General features: G+C 66.6%; 14 protein-coding genes. 7 read left to right on the plus strand and 7 right to left on the minus strand.

The window, feature by feature from the left end:
- The first annotated feature begins 21 nt into the window (after positions 1–21).
- Together GAK28_RS13680 and GAK28_RS13685 are read left to right on the plus strand one after the other, a co-directional pair.
- The gene (locus GAK28_RS13680; RefSeq protein WP_291780020.1) at positions 22–2,229 is read left to right on the plus strand and encodes a glycoside hydrolase family 3 protein; all 2,208 of its coding nucleotides are present in this window, start codon (positions 22–24) and stop codon (positions 2,227–2,229) included.
- A gap of 75 nt (positions 2,230–2,304) precedes the next feature.
- Positions 2,305–3,075 carry a transporter gene (locus GAK28_RS13685; RefSeq protein ID WP_291780023.1) on the plus strand — a complete coding sequence of 257 codons (771 nt, stop codon included), beginning with the start codon at positions 2,305–2,307 and terminating at the stop codon, positions 3,073–3,075.
- Here GAK28_RS13685 and GAK28_RS13690 read toward each other — a convergent pair.
- The 3 genes from GAK28_RS13690 to mprF all read right to left on the minus strand — a co-directional run bounded on the left by GAK28_RS13690 (position 3,072) and on the right by mprF (position 7,233).
- Positions 3,072–3,233, minus strand: coding sequence for a hypothetical protein (locus GAK28_RS13690; RefSeq protein WP_166945904.1), 162 nt, complete (start codon positions 3,231–3,233; stop codon positions 3,072–3,074). The genes GAK28_RS13685 and GAK28_RS13690 overlap by 4 nt on opposite strands.
- Before the next feature lie 647 nt (positions 3,234–3,880).
- Positions 3,881–4,678, minus strand: a complete 798-nt coding sequence (locus GAK28_RS13695) for an AcvB/VirJ family lysyl-phosphatidylglycerol hydrolase (RefSeq protein WP_291780030.1) — start codon at positions 4,676–4,678, stop codon at positions 3,881–3,883.
- Positions 4,675–7,233: a bifunctional lysylphosphatidylglycerol flippase/synthetase MprF gene (gene mprF / locus GAK28_RS13700; protein ID WP_291780033.1), complete on the minus strand. Its 2,559-nt coding sequence runs from the start codon at positions 7,231–7,233 to the stop codon at positions 4,675–4,677. The genes GAK28_RS13695 and mprF overlap by 4 nt, the downstream gene beginning before the upstream one ends.
- A gap of 243 nt (positions 7,234–7,476) precedes the next feature.
- On the opposite strand from mprF, the gene GAK28_RS13705 reads away from it, so the two are divergent.
- Positions 7,477–9,414 (plus strand): LTA synthase family protein, encoded by a 1,938-nt coding sequence (locus GAK28_RS13705; RefSeq protein ID WP_291780035.1) that lies wholly within the window; start codon positions 7,477–7,479, stop codon positions 9,412–9,414.
- Positions 9,415–9,509: 95 nt separating this feature from the next.
- Here GAK28_RS13705 and GAK28_RS13710 read toward each other — a convergent pair whose 3' ends face one another.
- Positions 9,510–10,211, minus strand: coding sequence for a pirin family protein (locus tag GAK28_RS13710; RefSeq protein ID WP_291780038.1), 702 nt, complete (start codon positions 10,209–10,211; stop codon positions 9,510–9,512).
- A 194-nt stretch (positions 10,212–10,405) separates the two neighbouring features.
- On the opposite strand from GAK28_RS13710, the gene GAK28_RS13715 reads away from it, so the two are divergent.
- Together GAK28_RS13715 and GAK28_RS13720 are read left to right on the plus strand one after the other, a co-directional pair.
- Positions 10,406–11,410 carry an LLM class flavin-dependent oxidoreductase gene (locus tag GAK28_RS13715; RefSeq protein WP_291780041.1) on the plus strand — a complete coding sequence of 335 codons (1,005 nt, stop codon included), beginning with the start codon at positions 10,406–10,408 and terminating at the stop codon, positions 11,408–11,410.
- Positions 11,410–11,844, plus strand: a complete 435-nt coding sequence (locus tag GAK28_RS13720; protein WP_291780043.1) for a putative toxin-antitoxin system toxin component, PIN family — start codon at positions 11,410–11,412, stop codon at positions 11,842–11,844. The genes GAK28_RS13715 and GAK28_RS13720 overlap by 1 nt, the downstream gene beginning before the upstream one ends.
- Before the next feature lie 9 nt (positions 11,845–11,853).
- Here GAK28_RS13720 and GAK28_RS13725 read toward each other — a convergent pair whose 3' ends face one another.
- A complete protein-coding gene (locus GAK28_RS13725) occupies positions 11,854–12,756 on the minus strand; it encodes a LysR family transcriptional regulator (protein WP_291780046.1) in 903 nt (300 codons plus the stop codon).
- Positions 12,757–12,857: 101 nt separating this feature from the next.
- Here GAK28_RS13725 and GAK28_RS13730 point away from each other — a divergent pair, with 101 nt between their 5' ends.
- Positions 12,858–13,568, plus strand: a complete 711-nt coding sequence (locus GAK28_RS13730) for an SDR family oxidoreductase (protein WP_291780049.1) — start codon at positions 12,858–12,860, stop codon at positions 13,566–13,568.
- Between the two features lie 100 nt (positions 13,569–13,668).
- Here GAK28_RS13730 and GAK28_RS13735 read toward each other — a convergent pair whose 3' ends face one another.
- Both GAK28_RS13735 and GAK28_RS13740 read right to left on the minus strand, forming a co-directional pair.
- Entirely contained in the window at positions 13,669–14,316 is a 648-nt protein-coding gene (locus GAK28_RS13735) for a DUF6348 family protein (protein ID WP_291780052.1), read from the minus strand.
- Positions 14,317–14,341: 25 nt separating this feature from the next.
- Positions 14,342–15,139 carry a DUF72 domain-containing protein gene (locus GAK28_RS13740; protein WP_291780056.1) on the minus strand — a complete coding sequence of 266 codons (798 nt, stop codon included), beginning with the start codon at positions 15,137–15,139 and terminating at the stop codon, positions 14,342–14,344.
- A 157-nt stretch (positions 15,140–15,296) separates the two neighbouring features.
- Here GAK28_RS13740 and GAK28_RS13745 point away from each other — a divergent pair, with 157 nt between their 5' ends.
- On the plus strand, positions 15,297–15,917 hold the full coding sequence (locus GAK28_RS13745) for a response regulator transcription factor (protein WP_291780059.1): 621 nt from the start codon (positions 15,297–15,299) through the stop codon (positions 15,915–15,917).
- Positions 15,918–15,919 lie beyond the last annotated feature (2 nt).

Consider the following 15,919-nt stretch of genomic DNA (forward strand, 5'->3'; position numbering starts at 1 on the left):
ATTCGGAACGGATCCGTACCCATGACCGCCGACGCGCGCCGCACTGCCCTCGCCTTCGCCATTACCGCCGGCCTCGCCGCCTCCGCCAGCGCGGCCACGCCGCCCGCGCATCCCTGGATGGATCGCACGCTTTCGGCCGATCGTCGCGCCGAACTCGTCGTGGCGGCGATGACCGACGACGAGAAGTTCCGCCTCATCCGCGCCGACTTCGGCCAGAAGAGCGAAAAGCTGCCACAGCCCGAGGGCGCGCTGGGCGGTGCCGGCTATGTGCCGGCGATGCCTCGCCTTGGCCTGCCGGCCATCCAGGAGACCGACGCGAGCCTGGGCGTGACCCGCACGGGTTCCGATGGCAAGGGCGCGATCTCGCTGCCGGCCGGCCTCGCCACGGCGGCCAGCTTCGATCCGGCGGTGGCCCACGCGGGCGGCCGCATGATCGGTGGCGAAGCACGCGGCAAGGGCTACGGCGTGATGCTCGTCGGTGGCGTGAACCTGACGCGCGATCCGCGCAACGGCCGCAACTTCGAGTACGCGGGCGAAGACGCCCTGCTGGCCGGCACCATGGCCGCCGCCGCCGTGAAGGGCGTGCAGGAACGCCACGTGGTCGCCACGGTGAAGCACTTCGCCATCAACGACCTCGAATCCGGCCGCAACACGCTCAGCTCGGACATCGATCCGGTGGCGCTGCGCGAATCCGACCTGCTCGCCTTCGAGCTGGCCATCGCCAAGGGCGATCCGGGCTCGGTGATGTCGGCCTACAACAAGGTCAACGGCATCTACTCCGGCGAACACGACTGGTTGCTCAACCAGGTGCTCAAGGGCGAATGGGGTTACAAGGGCTTCGTCATGTCCGACTGGGGTGGCGTGCACAGCGCGGCGAAGGCCGCGATGGCCGGCCTCGACCAGGAGTCGGCAGGCGAGGTGTTCGACAAGGAAGTCTTCTTCGACAAGCCGCTGCGCGAGGCCTACGCCAAGGGTGAATTCCCGAAGGCGCGCCTGGACGACATGGTCAAGCGCATCCTGCGCAGCCTGTTCGCGCATGGCGTGATCGACGATCCGGTGACGGGTGGCAAGCCGCCTTACGCGGCCGATCGCGTTGTCGCCCGCGACACGCTCGAAGCCGGCGCTGTGCTCCTGCGCAACGAGAAGTCGTTGTTGCCGCTGGGCGGCAAAGGACAGTCCGTTGTCGTCATCGGTGCCCATGCCGACAAGGGCGTGCTTGCCGGCGGCGGTTCGTCGCTGGTCACCGACGAGGCGGGCGACCCGGTGCCGGGCCTGGAGCCCACCGGTTGGCCGGGTCCGATGCGTTACCACCCGTCGGCGCCGCTCGATTACATCCGCAAGTTCGCCAGCAAGGCCAGCTTCGATCCGGGCACCGATCCCGCGGCTGCGGCGAAGGCGGCCGCGGCCGCCGATGTGGCCGTGGTGTTCGTCACCAAGTGGGCGGCAGAATCGTTCGACACGCCGGACCTCGCCCTGCCCGACAACCAGGATGCGCTGGTCGAGGCCGTGGTCAAGGCCAACCCGCACACCGTGGTCGTCCTGGAAACCAACGGCCCGGTGAAGATGCCCTGGCTCGACCGCGTAGGCGCGGTGATGCAGGCCTGGTATCCGGGCTCCGGCGGCGGTGAGGCCATCGCGCGCCTGCTCTACGGCAAGACAGCGCCCTCGGGCCGCCTGCCGCTCAGCTGGCCGCGCGACGAATCCGAACTGCCGCGTCTCACGATCCAGGGTGCCGGCCTGTACTCGAAGGAAAAGCCGGCCGACAACGTCGACTACAACATCGAAGGCGCGGACGTCGGCTACCGCTGGTACGAAAAGAAGCACCTGAAGCCGCTGTTCGCCTTCGGCTACGGCCTGACCTACACGAGTTTCGCGTACAGCGACTTCAGCGTGGACAAGGACGCGAAGGGCCACCCTGTCGCCCACGTCACGGTGAAGAACACCGGTAAGGTCGCCGGCGCCGACGTGCCGCAGATCTACGTTACCGGCCCCTCGGGCGGCACGCGCCGCCTCGCTGGCTGGTCCAAGGTGGATCTCGGTCCGGGCGCCAGCCGTCGCGTCGACATCCCGCTCGAACCGCTCACCCTCGCCCGCTGGGACGACGCCGGCAAGCGCTGGCGCATCGCCGCCGGCCAGTACGCGTTCAAGCTGGGGCATTCGGCGGACGACTTCGCGGCCGACGCCCATGTGGACCTCACGGAAGCCTTCCCGACCGCGAAGGCTCCCTGACCGAACGCGGGAGCGGCCTGGGGTCGTTCCCGCTTCCTTCGCGCCGGCATGACGGCGGCCCGCCACAATGCGCGCATGAACTTGCGCACCCTGTGGTTACTTCCCGCGTTGATGACCCCTGCGGTGGCGATGGCCGATCCGCCCGACTTCGATCGTCCCGGCGCGGGTTTCGCTACGACGACCGTGCCCGCGTGGACGCTTGCCTGGGAGCAGGGCTTGCCGACCTACCAGCGCGAGCGGCCGGGCGGCGTGCTGCACGGCACGTATACGGCGGACAGCCTGTTCCGGCTGGGCCTGGGCGGGCCGCTGGAGTTGCAACTAGGCGGCTCGGCGTGGAACCGCTTCGAGCAGGAGGACGTCGGCAGGCGCCAGCACCACCTGGGACACGGCGACAGCAGCGTAGGTCTCAAATTCGCGCCCGGCGGCTCGGCGGATGCGGGCGATTTCAGCTGGGCCGCACTAGCGAAGATCACCTACGCCAACGGCGATCGCGACCTCAGCAACGACGCACGCCAATACAGCCTGGGCGCGACCATGCAGTGGAAGCCCGACGACATCCACCAGAACACGCTCTATGTGAACCTGGATCGCCTGGGCCGCCAGAACACCTGGACCGTCGCGCCGACCTTCGGGCGTCGCTTTGGCGATCACTGGTCGGCCTATCTTGAAGCCGACCTCATCCACGACGGGAACGAAGGCAACGAAGTGCAGGCGGGCGGTGGCGTCGCCTGGGACATCGGCGAGCACCTGCAACTGGACGCTTACGCGCTGCACCGGATCGGCAGCCATGGGCCGTCGCTGATCGCCGGCCTGGGCGTGTCGGTGTTCTTCGGCCGGTCGAACTAGCGGTTGGCGCGACGCATCGCGCGGAAGACGATCACCGTAAGCACGAGGCCCACCAGCAGGCCGATGCCGGCACCCCACAGGGAGCCAGGGCGTGAGTCGACCAGGTAACCGATGCCGCAGCCAAGCAGCGCGAATAAGGGAATAGGAAGGCAGCCCATCGGCAAAGCCTAGACGGCGAAGCGCAACGATGCAAAGGCGGCACAAAAAAACATGGCCCTGACGCTCACGCGTAGGGCCATGGTGACCGTCCCTGGGTCTGGCGGCTATTGCCACACACTAACGCGGCCCGGCGAAGCCGACGCGGCGCTACCACCGATGAAGGGGGGATCGATCCTGGCGCTAGGGACGGACGGCATCCTGCCGTCGGATCGGTCATCGGCGATGTCGTTTCCCGCCGCTGGCAGGCTAGGCGGGAGACGACGCCATCTTCCTTACGGGGACGCGGGCCGGATATAGGAGAAGTCTTAAATTTCGTACGGTTTTGTACCGTGGGCGCTGTGCGCCATGATTAGACGTCAGGCTGGTGCGTGCGTCTCGGGCCTGGCCTTCGGTCGATGGGGTTTCACCTCGCGCAGTGGGGGCCTGGCGGGTTCCGGGGGCTTGGGAGCACCTCGACTGGCGAGACTGCGCAAGCGTGCGCAGTCCGATGTTCCGTAATCGCGTTTGCCGGGTTCGCGTTGCATCACCGTTCTCCGCATGGGCTCCCGCCCGAGCTACGAGCGTGATCGCCGAAAGGGAAATTTCCGGTGGCGTTGCGGTGAATGTTTCGTGACGGGCGGGGTCGCCGCGACGGCCCCGCCGGAGGTCAGGGCGCGGTCGTCGACGCGGCTGGCATGCGCTGGATCAGCTCGGTGGCCAGCTTCTCGTAGTTCTCGTCGAAGTGGTGCGAGCCGGGTTTCTTGTACACCGTGACGAAACCCGGCAGGCGGGTGTCGGTACACAGGCTGTCGTCGGCGTCCTCATCGCCGTAGTAGCAGGCCATGGGTGGCTTGCCTCCCAGCTGGGCGATCGGCGGGATCGCATCCGTATGCACCACCGGATTCAGCCATTGCAGGAAGTTGTGCGTGTGGGTCGTCCACCAGCCCTGCTTCATGTAGCCCTCGAGCTCGATCTCGAAGTTGATGTCGCGGCTGCCCGAAAGCAGCACAAGCTGGCTGAGCTTGGCCCGGTTGTCGGGGCGAAGCAGGCCGACGAGCGTCGGCAGCACGTCCGCGCCGAACGAATAGCCGATCAGCAGCACGCGCTTCTTGTTCCACTGGGCCGTGTACTTGTCGAGCAGGCCGTCGAGGTCGTGGGCGGATTCCTCCGGCGTGCGGTAGCGCCAGAAGTACTTGAAGGTGCTGACGCCCGCGACGGGGATGCCGCGCTGCACGAACACGGCGCCCAGGCGCTGGTCGAGATCCCACCAGCCGCCGTCGCCGGAGTAGATGACCACCAGGAGGTCTTCCTCGCCGGCCGGAGGCGTGGTGAGCGCGGGCAGTTCCACCGTGGATTTCTCCATGGACGCATGGGTCCACGGATGCCAGGCGAGCAGGCCCAGCACGACGAGCGCCAGGATCGCGAGCAGGACGTAACGGACGACTTTCTTCGTGCGGGACTTCACCGGCGCACCACCCCACCCAGGCCACCCGAGATCAGGCTGGCGACATTGGCCAGCGCCAGCGGCAACGCGATGCCGCCGGCCACCGCGATGTAGCGCGGCTCCCATTCGGGGTCGAACTTTTCCTTGTAGCGATGCAGGCCGCGGAAGTTGTAGAAGCGTTCGCCACGACCGAAGACCATGGCGCCGAAACGACTCCACAGCGGCGCGGTGCGGCGGTTGGTCAGGCCCGACAGCGGCGCCATGCCGAGGTTGAACCAGCGATAGCCTTCGGCCTTCGCCCAGACCATCAGTTCGATGAACAGAAAATCCATGATGCCGGAAGGGCCCTCTGGCAAGTGGCGCATGAGATCGACGGAGGCTTCTTCCTTCGACTCGGTGAGGAACATGTTGGCGAAGGCGACGGGCTCCTCGCCCAGCCAGACCACCGCCATGGGCGTGCGCGAGAGGTAGCGCTCGTCGAACAGGCCGAGCGAGAAGCGCTTTTCGCGCACCTTCTTGTCGCGCATCCAGGCGTCGGAGATCTTCTTCAGGCGCGGCAGCAGGGCCGGCACGTCCTCGACGGGCACGATCTCAAGGCGTAGGCCGTCGCGGCTGAGCTTGTTCACCGTACCACGGAGGGTCTTCTTCGACTTGCCGTCGAGGTTGAAGGTCTCCAGGTGCACACGGGCTTCCTCGCCGATCTTCAGCAGGTTCATGCCCACCTCGAGGTAGAGGTCGAGGTCCTCGGGGCGCACCTGGTAGAACAGCGGCCAGCCACCGGCGCGTTCGCATTCCTCGCGGAAGGCCCAGACCAGTTCGCGTCGCGCGTCCTCGTCGTCGCCGACCGGGTCGCCCATCGAGATCCAGCTGCGACCCTCGATATCGTACATGATGAAGGCGCGGTCGTCCGGCGCGAACATCATCATCTTGTCGCCGACCAGCGCCAGATGCGCCTGCGCGGAGCCGAATTGCTTGATCAGCGGCATGGCGCGGCCGAACTCGACCTCGCCGGGCATCGTCCGCCGGGGACGTGCCGGACGGATCAGGTTGGCCAGGCCGAACAGCATCACCACCGCCGTCGCGCCGACCAGGGCGCGCAGCGCGCGCGGCGCGCCGCCATGGCGGAAGCTGAACTCCCACCACAGGTTGTTGTTGTATTCGACGTGCTTGTAGCTGAAAAACACCAGCCAGGTCGCGCAGCCCAGCACGGCCAGGATGGTGACGATCCAGGCGATGGAGAACGAGAACAGGGAGGCTCGCCGGTAGAAATGCTTGTGCGCGGGAGCCAGGGCGAGGGCCAGCAGCGACAGCAGGGTCGCTTCCTCGTAATCGATGCCCTTGAGCAGCGAGAAGATCGCGCCCAGCACCAGCAGGACCAGGGTGAGCACGTAGGCCGCGTCGAGGCGGCGCTGCAGGCCGCGCGCGAGGATCAGCAGCAGCATGCCCACGACGCTGGACATGAAGTGCGAGACCTCCACCAGCGACAGGGGAACAAAGCCGCGCAGGATGTCCATGCGCCCCGGGATCGCCAGCGTCGCGCCGGAGAACAGCAGCACCGCACCGCAGACCAGGGTCAGGCCGGCGAAGAAAGGGGGTAGCAGGCTGGCGAACCACGGCGTGATGAGGGCCGTGTGGCGCAGGGCGCGCACCTCGCGCCAGATCACCATGAGCGTGGCCGCGGCCAGTGGCAGCAGGTAGTAGACGACGCGATAGGCGGCCAGCGAACCGAGGATCGGCGCCTCCAGCCCCTCATTGCCGGTGGCGCCGAAGCCGGCCAGCATCACCGCCTCGAACACGCCCAGGCCACCCGGCACATGGCTGATCAGGCCGGCCATCTGGCCCAGCACGAACAGAGCGAGGAAGTGTCCGAAGCCGCCGACGATCTCCTGCGGCATCAGCACGTAGAGCACGCCCGCGGCCAGGCCCCAGTCAAGCGCGCCGATCAGGATCTGGCGGGCGGCGACGATGGGCGTCGGGGCGTTTACGGACCAGCGTCCGATGCGCAGTGGCCGGCGCATCGTCAGCGCGAGGGTGAACCAGGCCAGTGGTACCAGGGTCAGCACGACCGCCAGCGGGATGCGCATGCCGGACAGCGGCACTTCGGGCGGGATCGGCACGATGAGCAGCGTGACGCCCGTCAACGCCGCCAGGCCCAGCCAGAAGCTCAGCGTGGTGTACAGGACGACCCGGGCCACCTCGCCGGTGGTGAGGCCCGCCTGCACGTAGAAACGGTAGCGGATCGAGCCGGACACCAGCAGGGACATGCCCAGCGCGTTGGAGAAGCCGTAACTGATGAATGAGATAAATCCCACCCGCTTCGGCGGCAGCCGCTTGCCGATGCTGATCAGGCCGAACCAGTCGTAGAGGGTCATGATCGAGTAGCCGGCGGCGGTCAGCAGCACGGCCAGGGCGATATCGGAGTTCGGCAGGCGGTGGACGTAGTGGGCGATCTGCCGGTACGTGACCTCGCTGGCCATGGCGTGCAGGGCCCACAGGGCCAGGCACAGCAGCGCGACGGACAGCAACGGGCCGCCCGCACGACGCAGCAGCGTCACGTAGAGCGCGCGCTTCGCCATGGGCTGGTCGGTCGTCGTCGGGAGCTCCGTCCTCGTTTCGTGCTCCACCGCGCCGCGACTCCACATGATCTTCCGAAAGGTCGTGTAGGGTGCCACATAGCGGCTTGAGAGGGCAGCGGGGCCGCGCGATCCGGTCAGAAAAGAAAGCTTTCCATAAGGTTGGGGAAAGCCGGTCGTAAGCCCGAATTCTTACGCTTTCGCGACATGGCCGGCCGTCCCGGGCGGCTCAGATCGCGAGGCACCATGCGTCCTGTCAATCCGGCCCCCGGCGCCCTGCGCCAGCGCTTTCGGCCGCTCCTGTGGTTCGGCGTCCTTTTCGTGGGCGTGGCCTTCCTGGTCCGCCTGGTCCTCCTGATCCACACCGGAAAGGAGATTCCCCACGATCCGGGCATGTGGCTTTACCTGTTCGCGGTCGGTTTCGGCTACGACCTGGTCACCTTCATCTATATGGGCTGGCCCCTGCTGTTGGTGCTGTGGCTGCTGCCGCGCCGGGCCTACCTGTCGCGCTGGGGCCACGGGATCTTCCTGGGCTTTTGCTTCGTCCTGACGTTCTTCACGCTCTACCTGGGCGCGGCGGAACTGGTGTTCTGGGGTGAATTCAGCGCCCGGTTCAACTTCATCGCCGTCGATTACCTCGTGTACACCCACGAAGTGGTCGGCAACATCCGCGAATCGTATCCCATCGTCACCTGGTCGCTGCTGTTGCTGGCCGGCACGCTGCTGGTGATGTGGTTCAGCCGTCGGCCCCTGCGCGCCGAAGACACCGGTTCGCGCTTCGGTGGCCGCAGCGCCGTGGTGGGTGTGTGGCTGCTGCTGACGGTCGGCGTCAGCTTCGCGGTGGACGACGCCATGAAGGAGCGTTCCAGCAACAACTACGTGAACGAGCTGGCCGGCAACGGCATCTACCAGTTCTTCGCGGCCTTCCTCGACAACGAACTGGACTACACGAAGTACTACCCGACCATCCCGGACAAGGACGCCTTCGCCAACCTGCGCACCCTGCTGAAGACGCCCGACGCGACCTTCACCAGCGACGATCCGATGGACCTGACTCGGCATATCGTCGCCGATCGTCCGGAAAAGAAGCTCAATGTCGTCCTGATCAGCGTGGAAAGCCTCTCCGGTGACTACGTCGAGGGGCTGGACACCAGCAAGCATCGCGGCCTCATGCCCAACCTGGACGCGCTGGCTTCCAAGAGCCTGTTCTTCACCGAGCTGTACGCCAACGGCACGCGCACCGTCCGCGGCCTGGAGGCGCTGGCGCTCTCGGTGCCGCCCACGCCGGGCGAATCCATCGTGAAGCGTCCCGACAACGAGAACCTCTGGTCGCTCGCCGACGTGTTCAATGCGAAGGGCTATACGTCGGAGTTCGTCTACGGCGGTTACGGCTACTTCGACAACATGAATCACTTCTTCGCCAGCAACGGCTACGAGGCGGTGGACCGCAACGTCATCGACAGCAAGGACATCCACGCCGAGAACGTCTGGGGCGTGGCCGACGAAGACCTGTACACGCTGGTCATGAAGCGCATGGACGCGTCATATGCGAAGGGCAAGCCGTACTTCGGCCATGTCATGACCACGTCGAACCACCGTCCGTTTACCTTCCCGGCGGGGCGTGTGCCGCTGCGCCAGGGCACGCGCAACGCGGCGGTGCAGTACACCGACTGGGCCATCGCCGATTTCCTGAAGCGTGCTTCGACCAAGCCGTGGTTCGACGACACCATCTTCATCATCACGGCCGACCATTGCGCCACCAGCGCGGGCAAGACCAGCCTGCCAATCGACCGCTACCACATCCCGCTGTACATCTATTCGCCCAAGCACGTGCAGCCGGGCGTGGTCGATCGTCTGATGAGCCAGATCGACATCCCGCCGACCCTGCTGGGCATGCTGGGTTTTAGCTATGACTCGCGCTTCTACGGTTACGACCTGTTCCGACTTGAACCCGGTCGCGAGCGCGCCTTCGTCAGCACCTACCAGGAACTGGGCTACATGCACGGCGACCGCCTCACCTCGCTGGTGCCACGCATGCCGGTGAAGGAGATGGTGCCGCAACGGACCACGGGCGACGCGACGCCCGTCGAGCATCCGGATCCGCGCGACAGTAAGGATGCGATCACCTACTACCAGACCGCGGCTTATCTGTTTACGCATGGATTGATGAAGCGGAAGCCCTGAGACGATCGCATCGCGGACACGGTCCGCTCCCACCCCTTCGGTAGCGGTACATCGCCTACCGAAGGGGTGGGAGCCGATCGCATCGGCGATTCGTATTACGCCGCGCTATCGACCAGCACCAGCTCCGCATCTTCCTTGGCGACGATGCGCAACACCGTCTCGTCGCGGATCGCGGCACCGTCGCCCTTGTCCAGGGCATGGCCGTTGATCTCCACCTTGCCGACCGCCGGCACCATGTACGCATAGCGGCCCTGGCCCAGCGTGTATTCCATGCTCTCGCCGGCCTTCAGGCTGGCGCCCAGCACACGGGCGTCGGTTCGGATCGGCAGGGCGTCGTCGTCGCCTTCCATGCCGCTGGCCAGGGTCACGAAGCGACCCGAGCGCTCGCCCTTCGGGAATGGGCGGGTGCCCCACGACGGTGCCTTGCGCTCGCGGTCCGGGATGATCCAGATCTGGAAGATCCGGGTGGCTTCCGGTTCGGCGTTGTATTCCGCATGGCGGATACCCGTGCCCGCGCTCATCACCTGAACGTCGCCAGCCTCTGTGCGGCCCTTGTTGCCGAGGCTGTCCTCATGGGTGATCGCGCCTTCGCGGACGTAGGTGATGATTTCCATGTCCGAATGCGGGTGCGGCGGGAAGCCGGTGCCGGCAGCGATCGTGTCGTCGTTCCACACGCGCAGGGCGCCCCAGCCCATGCGCTTCTGATCGTTGTACGAGGCGAACGAGAAATGGTGCTTGGCGTCGAGCCAACCGTGGTTGGCACCGCCGAGGCTGCTGAAGGGACGGACGTCGATCATGGTGTGCTCCCCCGGGTTTAACCGGACTGGTTGAACGAATGGGTACATTTTCCTCCCCTCGCCCGGCCGCGGAGCATCGCTGCATCGAACGGATTGTTTCCTTATCGTGCCTTGTCAGGGTTGTAATGCCGCCGGGGGTGCCCATGTCGGACGCATTGGCGGCCTGCCGCCTCCCCCTTCGAGGTGACTACCGGATGATTCCGTTCTCCGTGCTCGACCTGTCCCCCGTGGTGCGTGGCGCCACGCCGGGCGACGCCCTGCGCAACACGCGCGATCTCGCCATCCACGCCGAAGCCCTGGGCTTCCACCGCTACTGGCTCGCCGAACATCACAACATGACGGGCATTGCCAGCGCGGCGACCTCGGTGGTGATCGGCTACGTGGCCGAGGCGACGAAGATGATCCGTGTCGGTTCGGGCGGCATCATGCTGCCCAACCATGCGCCGCTGGTAATCGCCGAACAGTTCGGCACCCTCGCCTCGTTGTATCCGGGACGCATCGACCTCGGCCTGGGCCGCGCGCCGGGCACCGACCAGGGCACGGCACGCGCGCTGCGTCGCGCGATGGGTCCGAGCGACGATCGGTTCCCCGATGATGTGTTGGAGTTGCAGCGCTACCTTGGTCCACTGCAGCCGGGACAGACCGTGCGGGCCGTGCCCGGCATGGACACCCAGGTGCCGATCTGGCTACTGGGGTCGAGCCTGTTCAGTGCGCAACTCGCCACCCACCTTGGCCTGCCCTTCGCCTTCGCCTCGCACTTCGCGCCCGACCTGATGATGCAGGCGCTGCATGTCTACCGCACCATGTTCCGTCCTTCCGACGTGTTGCAGAAACCGTATGCCGCGCTCGGCATCAACGTAGTGGCCGCCGATACCGACGAGGACGCGCGCCATCTGTTTACCTCGCAGCAACAGGCGTTCTGGAACCTGCGTCGCGGGGCACCCGGCCAGTTGCCGCCGCCCGTGCACAGCATGGAAGGCGTCTGGACGCCGATGGAAAAGGCGCAGGTGGATCATGCCTTGTCGTGCGCGATCGTCGGCTCGGGCGACAGCGTGCGCGACGGTCTCGCCCAGTTCATCGAACGCACGCAGGCCGACGAACTGATCATCACGGCGCAGGTGTTCGATCACGAGGCGCGCAAGCGTTCGTATTCCATCGTCGCCGAACAGCGCGAACGACTGGCAGGCGTCGCCGCCTGATGCCACCGCGCGTCGTCCTCGACACCAACGTCTGCCTGGACGCCTTCGTCTTCGCCGATCCACGCGCCGCGATCCTCGTCGCGGCGATCGAGAGCGGCGAGATCGAGGCGGTGACCCATGCCGACTGTCGCGAGGAATGGCTCGCGGTGCTGGGGTATCCGACGTTGAAGCTGGACGACGCGCGACGCGATGCCGCCGCCGCGCGTTTCGACGCCCTGCTCCGTGTGTTGCCGGACATGTCATCGGTGAGGCGTCCGCCGCGGTGTCGCGACAAGGACGACCAGAAGTTCCTGGAGATCGCTGCGGCCTCGGGTGCGACGATCCTGTTCTCGCGCGATGCCGAAGTGCTTCGCCTGGCTCGCCGTACGCGTCGCGATGGCTTGTTCGAGATCATGCGGCCGGAAGACTGGCCAGCCTATCGCGATTCCGACTGAGCGCCTCGCTCACTCGCCCCAGCGCCACGCATCGCGCAGGCGCTCGGAACAGAAGTCGACGAAGCGACGCACGCGTGGTGCGAGGTGCTGCGCATTCGCGTACACCGCCTGCAAGGGTGCGGCCGGTACGGTGAACTCCGGCAGGATGCGCACGAGCCGTCCGGCGCCCAGGTCGTCGCCGATGTCCCAGATCGACTTCTGCACGATGCCACCGCCGGCCACCGCGAAGGTGTGCGCGGCCTCGCCATCGTTGGTCTGGTAAGCCGCCTTGACGCGCACCGCGCTCGATTCGCCATCGCGCTGGAACTCCCAGTCGCGACCCGGATGCGGGCCGAACACGATGCAGTCGTGCGCGGCCAGGTCGGCCGGATGCCTCGGCATGCCCTTGCGCGCGAGATAGGACGGCGCGGCGCACAGCACGCGGAAGTTCGGTGCGAGCGGTCGCGCGATGAGCGAGGAGTCGGACAACATGCCGAAGCGGATCGCGAGGTCCATGCCTTCGTCCACGATATCCACCAGCGCGTCGTTGAGGTTGAGGTGCACGCTCACCTCGGGATGCACCTCGCGGAACGCCACCGCCAGCGGTGCGATCCAGCGGCGTCCGAAGCCGCGTGTCGCCGTCACGCGCAGCACGCCCGTCACCTCGTCGCGGCTGCGCGACAGGGCGGCCTCGGCTTCCTGTACCTCGGCGAGGATGCGAACGCATCGCGCATGGAAGGTATGGCCTTCGTCGGTCAACGACAGTCGTCGCGTGGTGCGCTGGATCAGCCGCACGCCAAGGCGCCCTTCCAGCGCGGAAAGCCGCTTGCTGACCACGGCCAGCGACAGGTCGAGGTCGCGTGCCGCAGCGGATAGGCTGCCCGTGGCGGCGATACGGGCGAAGACCGTCAGTTCGAGGAGGTTGTCGATCATTCTTAAATGTCTGGCAAGAGTCTTTCCGCTGGAAGGCAGTTTGTTCCCGAATACGCAAGGATCATAGTGCCGGCCGACCTTATTCATCAGGAGATACGCCCATGTTTTCGTTCCATGACCAGGATGTGCTCGTCGTCGGCGGCAGTTCCGGCATCGGGCTGGCCACGGCCCGCGCCTTCGCGGCGGCGGGCACCCGCGTGACCATCGCCTCGCGTTCCCCGGGCAAGCTCGACGCCGCCGTGAAGGACATCGGCCACGACGCCCGCGCGGTGGTGCTGGACACGGCCGATCCGGTCGCCGTGGAAGCGCTGTTTTCCGCGCATACGTGGCACCACGTCGTGGTGTCGGCGGCGCAGACACCGTCGGGTCCGGTGCGGCAGCTGGCGCTCGACGATGCCTACGCTGCGATGGAGAGCAAGTTCTGGGGCGCCTATCGCGTGGCCCGTGCGGCGCGTATCCACGACGGCGGTTCGCTCACGCTGGTGAGCGGCTTTCTGTCGGTGCGCCCCAGTGGCGGCGCCGTGTTGCAGGGGGCGATCAACGCCGCGCTGGAAAGCCTGGTGCGCGGCATGGCGCTGGAGTTCTCGCCGGTGCGCGTCAACGCGGTGTCGCCCGGCATGATTCGCACGCCGTTGTGGCACGGCATGGACGAAGGCAAGCGCGACGCGATGTTCGCGGCGGTCGCCGACAAGGTGCCGGCCAAACGCGTGGGCGAGGCGGAGGATGTCGCCAATGCGATTCTCTACGCGGCGGCGACGCCGTTTACCACGGGCTCCACGATCCTGGTGGATGGCGGCGGCGCCATCGCTTAATGACATGCCTTATCGCGGATGCGATCCGCTCCCACCCCTTCCGTAGAGAGCTTGCTACCAACGGGGTGGGAGCGGATCGCATCCGCGATTCAACCGTGCGTCAGTCCACCGGCACCAGCGCGATGAAATTGCGCAGGCTGTAATAGCGCTCGCGCTGCGGCCATTCGACCGAGGCGATGGCCTTGTGTCCCGCGGCCCAGGGTTCGTTGTCGAGCAACACCTCGACCTGGTTCTTGCCGTCACCCGTATTGCCGTAGAACACGCGGATCCAGTGCACGTCCGCGGTGAGCGGCGCGGTGGCGATGGCCGCCTCCAGCGCGGATAACGCGTCTTCGGGGATTTCCAGCTCGGTGCCTTCGTCGCCACGCAGCGTGAAGTCGCCCACGTAGACGGTGAAACGATGCGCGCCGGCGGTCAGCTCGCGCACGGCGAGTTTTTCCTTGTTCACCGCATGCCAGCACGCGGCGAGCACCACGTGGAAATCGTTACGCGCGAAATTGTTCAGCGCATCGCGGCAGCCGGCCTTGCCGCCGCCGACGCCGCCGAAGCTCTCCTCGATGGTGCGTTCCTCGTCGAGCACGATGTCGAGGTCGAGGCGGCCCATGCCACCGTCCTTGCCTTCGTGCCAGATGCCGCGCACGGCCGGGAAGTCGTCGCCTTCGGTAAGCAGCCAGTCTTCGTCGGGCTCGAGGCCGATGGCGTGGTCGGCGAACAGGTCGATGAGGGCGTTCTGGATAAGTCGATCCATGGGGTGTCCGTGAGGGAGGAACAGGTCAGGCGTCGCGATGGAGGCGACTGTCCAATGCGACAGCGGCCGCGGGATTGCGTTCCTTGGCCGCGGAGATGAAATACACGAAGACGTCGCGCGGCACCATGCCGGGCGTCGTCGCACCCACGTGCGGCAGGTCGGCGGGATCGTCTCCCGCCGCCCATGTACGGACTCGTGTGGCCCAGGTATCCAGCGCCGCGTCGGGGTAGCCGTGGGCCTCGTCCGCCTGGCTGCGCATCAGCCGGGCGTAGACGAAGGGGCCGGTCAGGTCGGCGAGCGAGGGATGCTCCAGCGAGTCGGTGAACACCGTGGCGACGCCACGTGCCCGGGCCAGTTCGCACCAGCGCGGGTCCAGGAAGCTCTCGTGGCGGACCTCCACGGCATGGCGCAAGGCCAGCCCATCGAACGTTTCCGGCAAAAGGTCGAGGAAAGCGGCGATGTCGTCGGGGTCGAAGCGGCGTGTCGGCAGAAACTGCCAGAGGATCGGGCCAAGGCGATCGCCCAGCGCGGTAGCGCCCTGGAGGAAGCGTTCGACGCGCTCCCCCGTGGCCGCGAGTGCGCGAGCCTGGACGATGGTCCGGGGTGCCTTCACCGAGAACACGAAGCCTTCGGGCGTCTGCGCCGCCCAGTCGCGCCAGGTGTCCACGGCAGGCGATCGGTAGTAGGTACCGTTGATTTCAAGGCTTCGCAGCGCGTTGCTCGCGTATTCCAGTTCCCGTCGCTGCACGAGGCCCGGTGGATAGAACGTGCCGCGCCACGGTTCGTGGATCCAGCCACCGATGCCGCAACATATCCTGCCCATTGCGGGCCTGCCTTGCGCTTTCTTGCTACGGGAGGCGTTCATTGTGCGCATCGTCGCAATTGTCGGGTGGATGGCGTGTCATGGGATACGAGGCAACATATATTTGCGGGTCACCCTTTGCGCGATACTCCGCGCACCCTCCCCCGGCCAAGGCGCCATGGCATCCATCCGCATCATGACCGTCGACGATCATCCCCTGCTGCGCGAAGGCATCGCGGCGGTGATCGAAGGACAGCCCGGGCTGGAACTGGTCGCCGAGGCGAGCACGGGCGAAGAGGCGATCGAGCGGTACCGGCAGGTGCGTCCCGACCTCACGCTGATGGACCTGCAGATGCCCGGCATGGGTGGCATCGCCGCCATCGAGAAGATCCGCGGCGAATTCCCCGATGCCCGCATCCTCGTGCTCACGACCTACCGCGGCGACGTGCAGGCGATGAAGGCGTTTCGTGCCGGCGCACAGGGGTATCTGCTCAAGAGCGAACTGCGCAAGGACATGCTGGCGACGATCCACCAGATCATGGAGGGCAAGCGCCGCGTGCCGGAAGAAATCGCCAACGAGATGGCGGAATACGCGGCCGACGACGAGCTGACCCCGCGCGAGACCCAGGTGCTCACGCGCGTCGCCATGGGCGAGGCCAATCGCGACGTCGCGGTGGCGCTGGGAATCGCCGAGGAAACGGTGAAGGCGCACATGAAGAGCATCCTCGCCAAGCTGCAGGCCAACGATCGCACGCATGCCGTCGCCATCGCGCTGCGCCGGGGCATCATCGGCCTCTGACG

It is taken from the genome of Luteibacter sp. (assembly GCF_009912395.1).
Lineage (GTDB): Bacteria > Pseudomonadota > Gammaproteobacteria > Xanthomonadales > Rhodanobacteraceae > Luteibacter.

What these genes read in the sequence shown, in the direction of transcription:
- GAK28_RS13680 (WP_291780020.1), top strand. Translation starts at nt 22, where the DNA reads ATGACCGCCGACGCGCGCCGCACTGCCCTCGCCTTCGCCATTACCGCC.
- GAK28_RS13685 (WP_291780023.1), top strand. Translation starts at nt 2,305, where the DNA reads ATGAACTTGCGCACCCTGTGGTTACTTCCCGCGTTGATGACCCCTGCG.
- GAK28_RS13690 (WP_166945904.1), bottom strand. Translation starts at nt 3,233, where the DNA reads ATGGGCTGCCTTCCTATTCCCTTATTCGCGCTGCTTGGCTGCGGCATC.
- mprF (WP_291780033.1), bottom strand. Translation starts at nt 7,233, where the DNA reads ATGGCGAAGCGCGCGCTCTACGTGACGCTGCTGCGTCGTGCGGGCGGC.
- GAK28_RS13705 (WP_291780035.1), top strand. Translation starts at nt 7,477, where the DNA reads ATGCGTCCTGTCAATCCGGCCCCCGGCGCCCTGCGCCAGCGCTTTCGG.
- GAK28_RS13710 (WP_291780038.1), bottom strand. Translation starts at nt 10,211, where the DNA reads ATGATCGACGTCCGTCCCTTCAGCAGCCTCGGCGGTGCCAACCACGGT.
- GAK28_RS13715 (WP_291780041.1), top strand. Translation starts at nt 10,406, where the DNA reads ATGATTCCGTTCTCCGTGCTCGACCTGTCCCCCGTGGTGCGTGGCGCC.
- GAK28_RS13720 (WP_291780043.1), top strand. Translation starts at nt 11,410, where the DNA reads ATGCCACCGCGCGTCGTCCTCGACACCAACGTCTGCCTGGACGCCTTC.
- GAK28_RS13725 (WP_291780046.1), bottom strand. Translation starts at nt 12,756, where the DNA reads ATGATCGACAACCTCCTCGAACTGACGGTCTTCGCCCGTATCGCCGCC.
- GAK28_RS13730 (WP_291780049.1), top strand. Translation starts at nt 12,858, where the DNA reads ATGTTTTCGTTCCATGACCAGGATGTGCTCGTCGTCGGCGGCAGTTCC.
- GAK28_RS13735 (WP_291780052.1), bottom strand. Translation starts at nt 14,316, where the DNA reads ATGGATCGACTTATCCAGAACGCCCTCATCGACCTGTTCGCCGACCAC.
- GAK28_RS13740 (WP_291780056.1), bottom strand. Translation starts at nt 15,139, where the DNA reads ATGGGCAGGATATGTTGCGGCATCGGTGGCTGGATCCACGAACCGTGG.
- GAK28_RS13745 (WP_291780059.1), top strand. Translation starts at nt 15,297, where the DNA reads ATGGCATCCATCCGCATCATGACCGTCGACGATCATCCCCTGCTGCGC.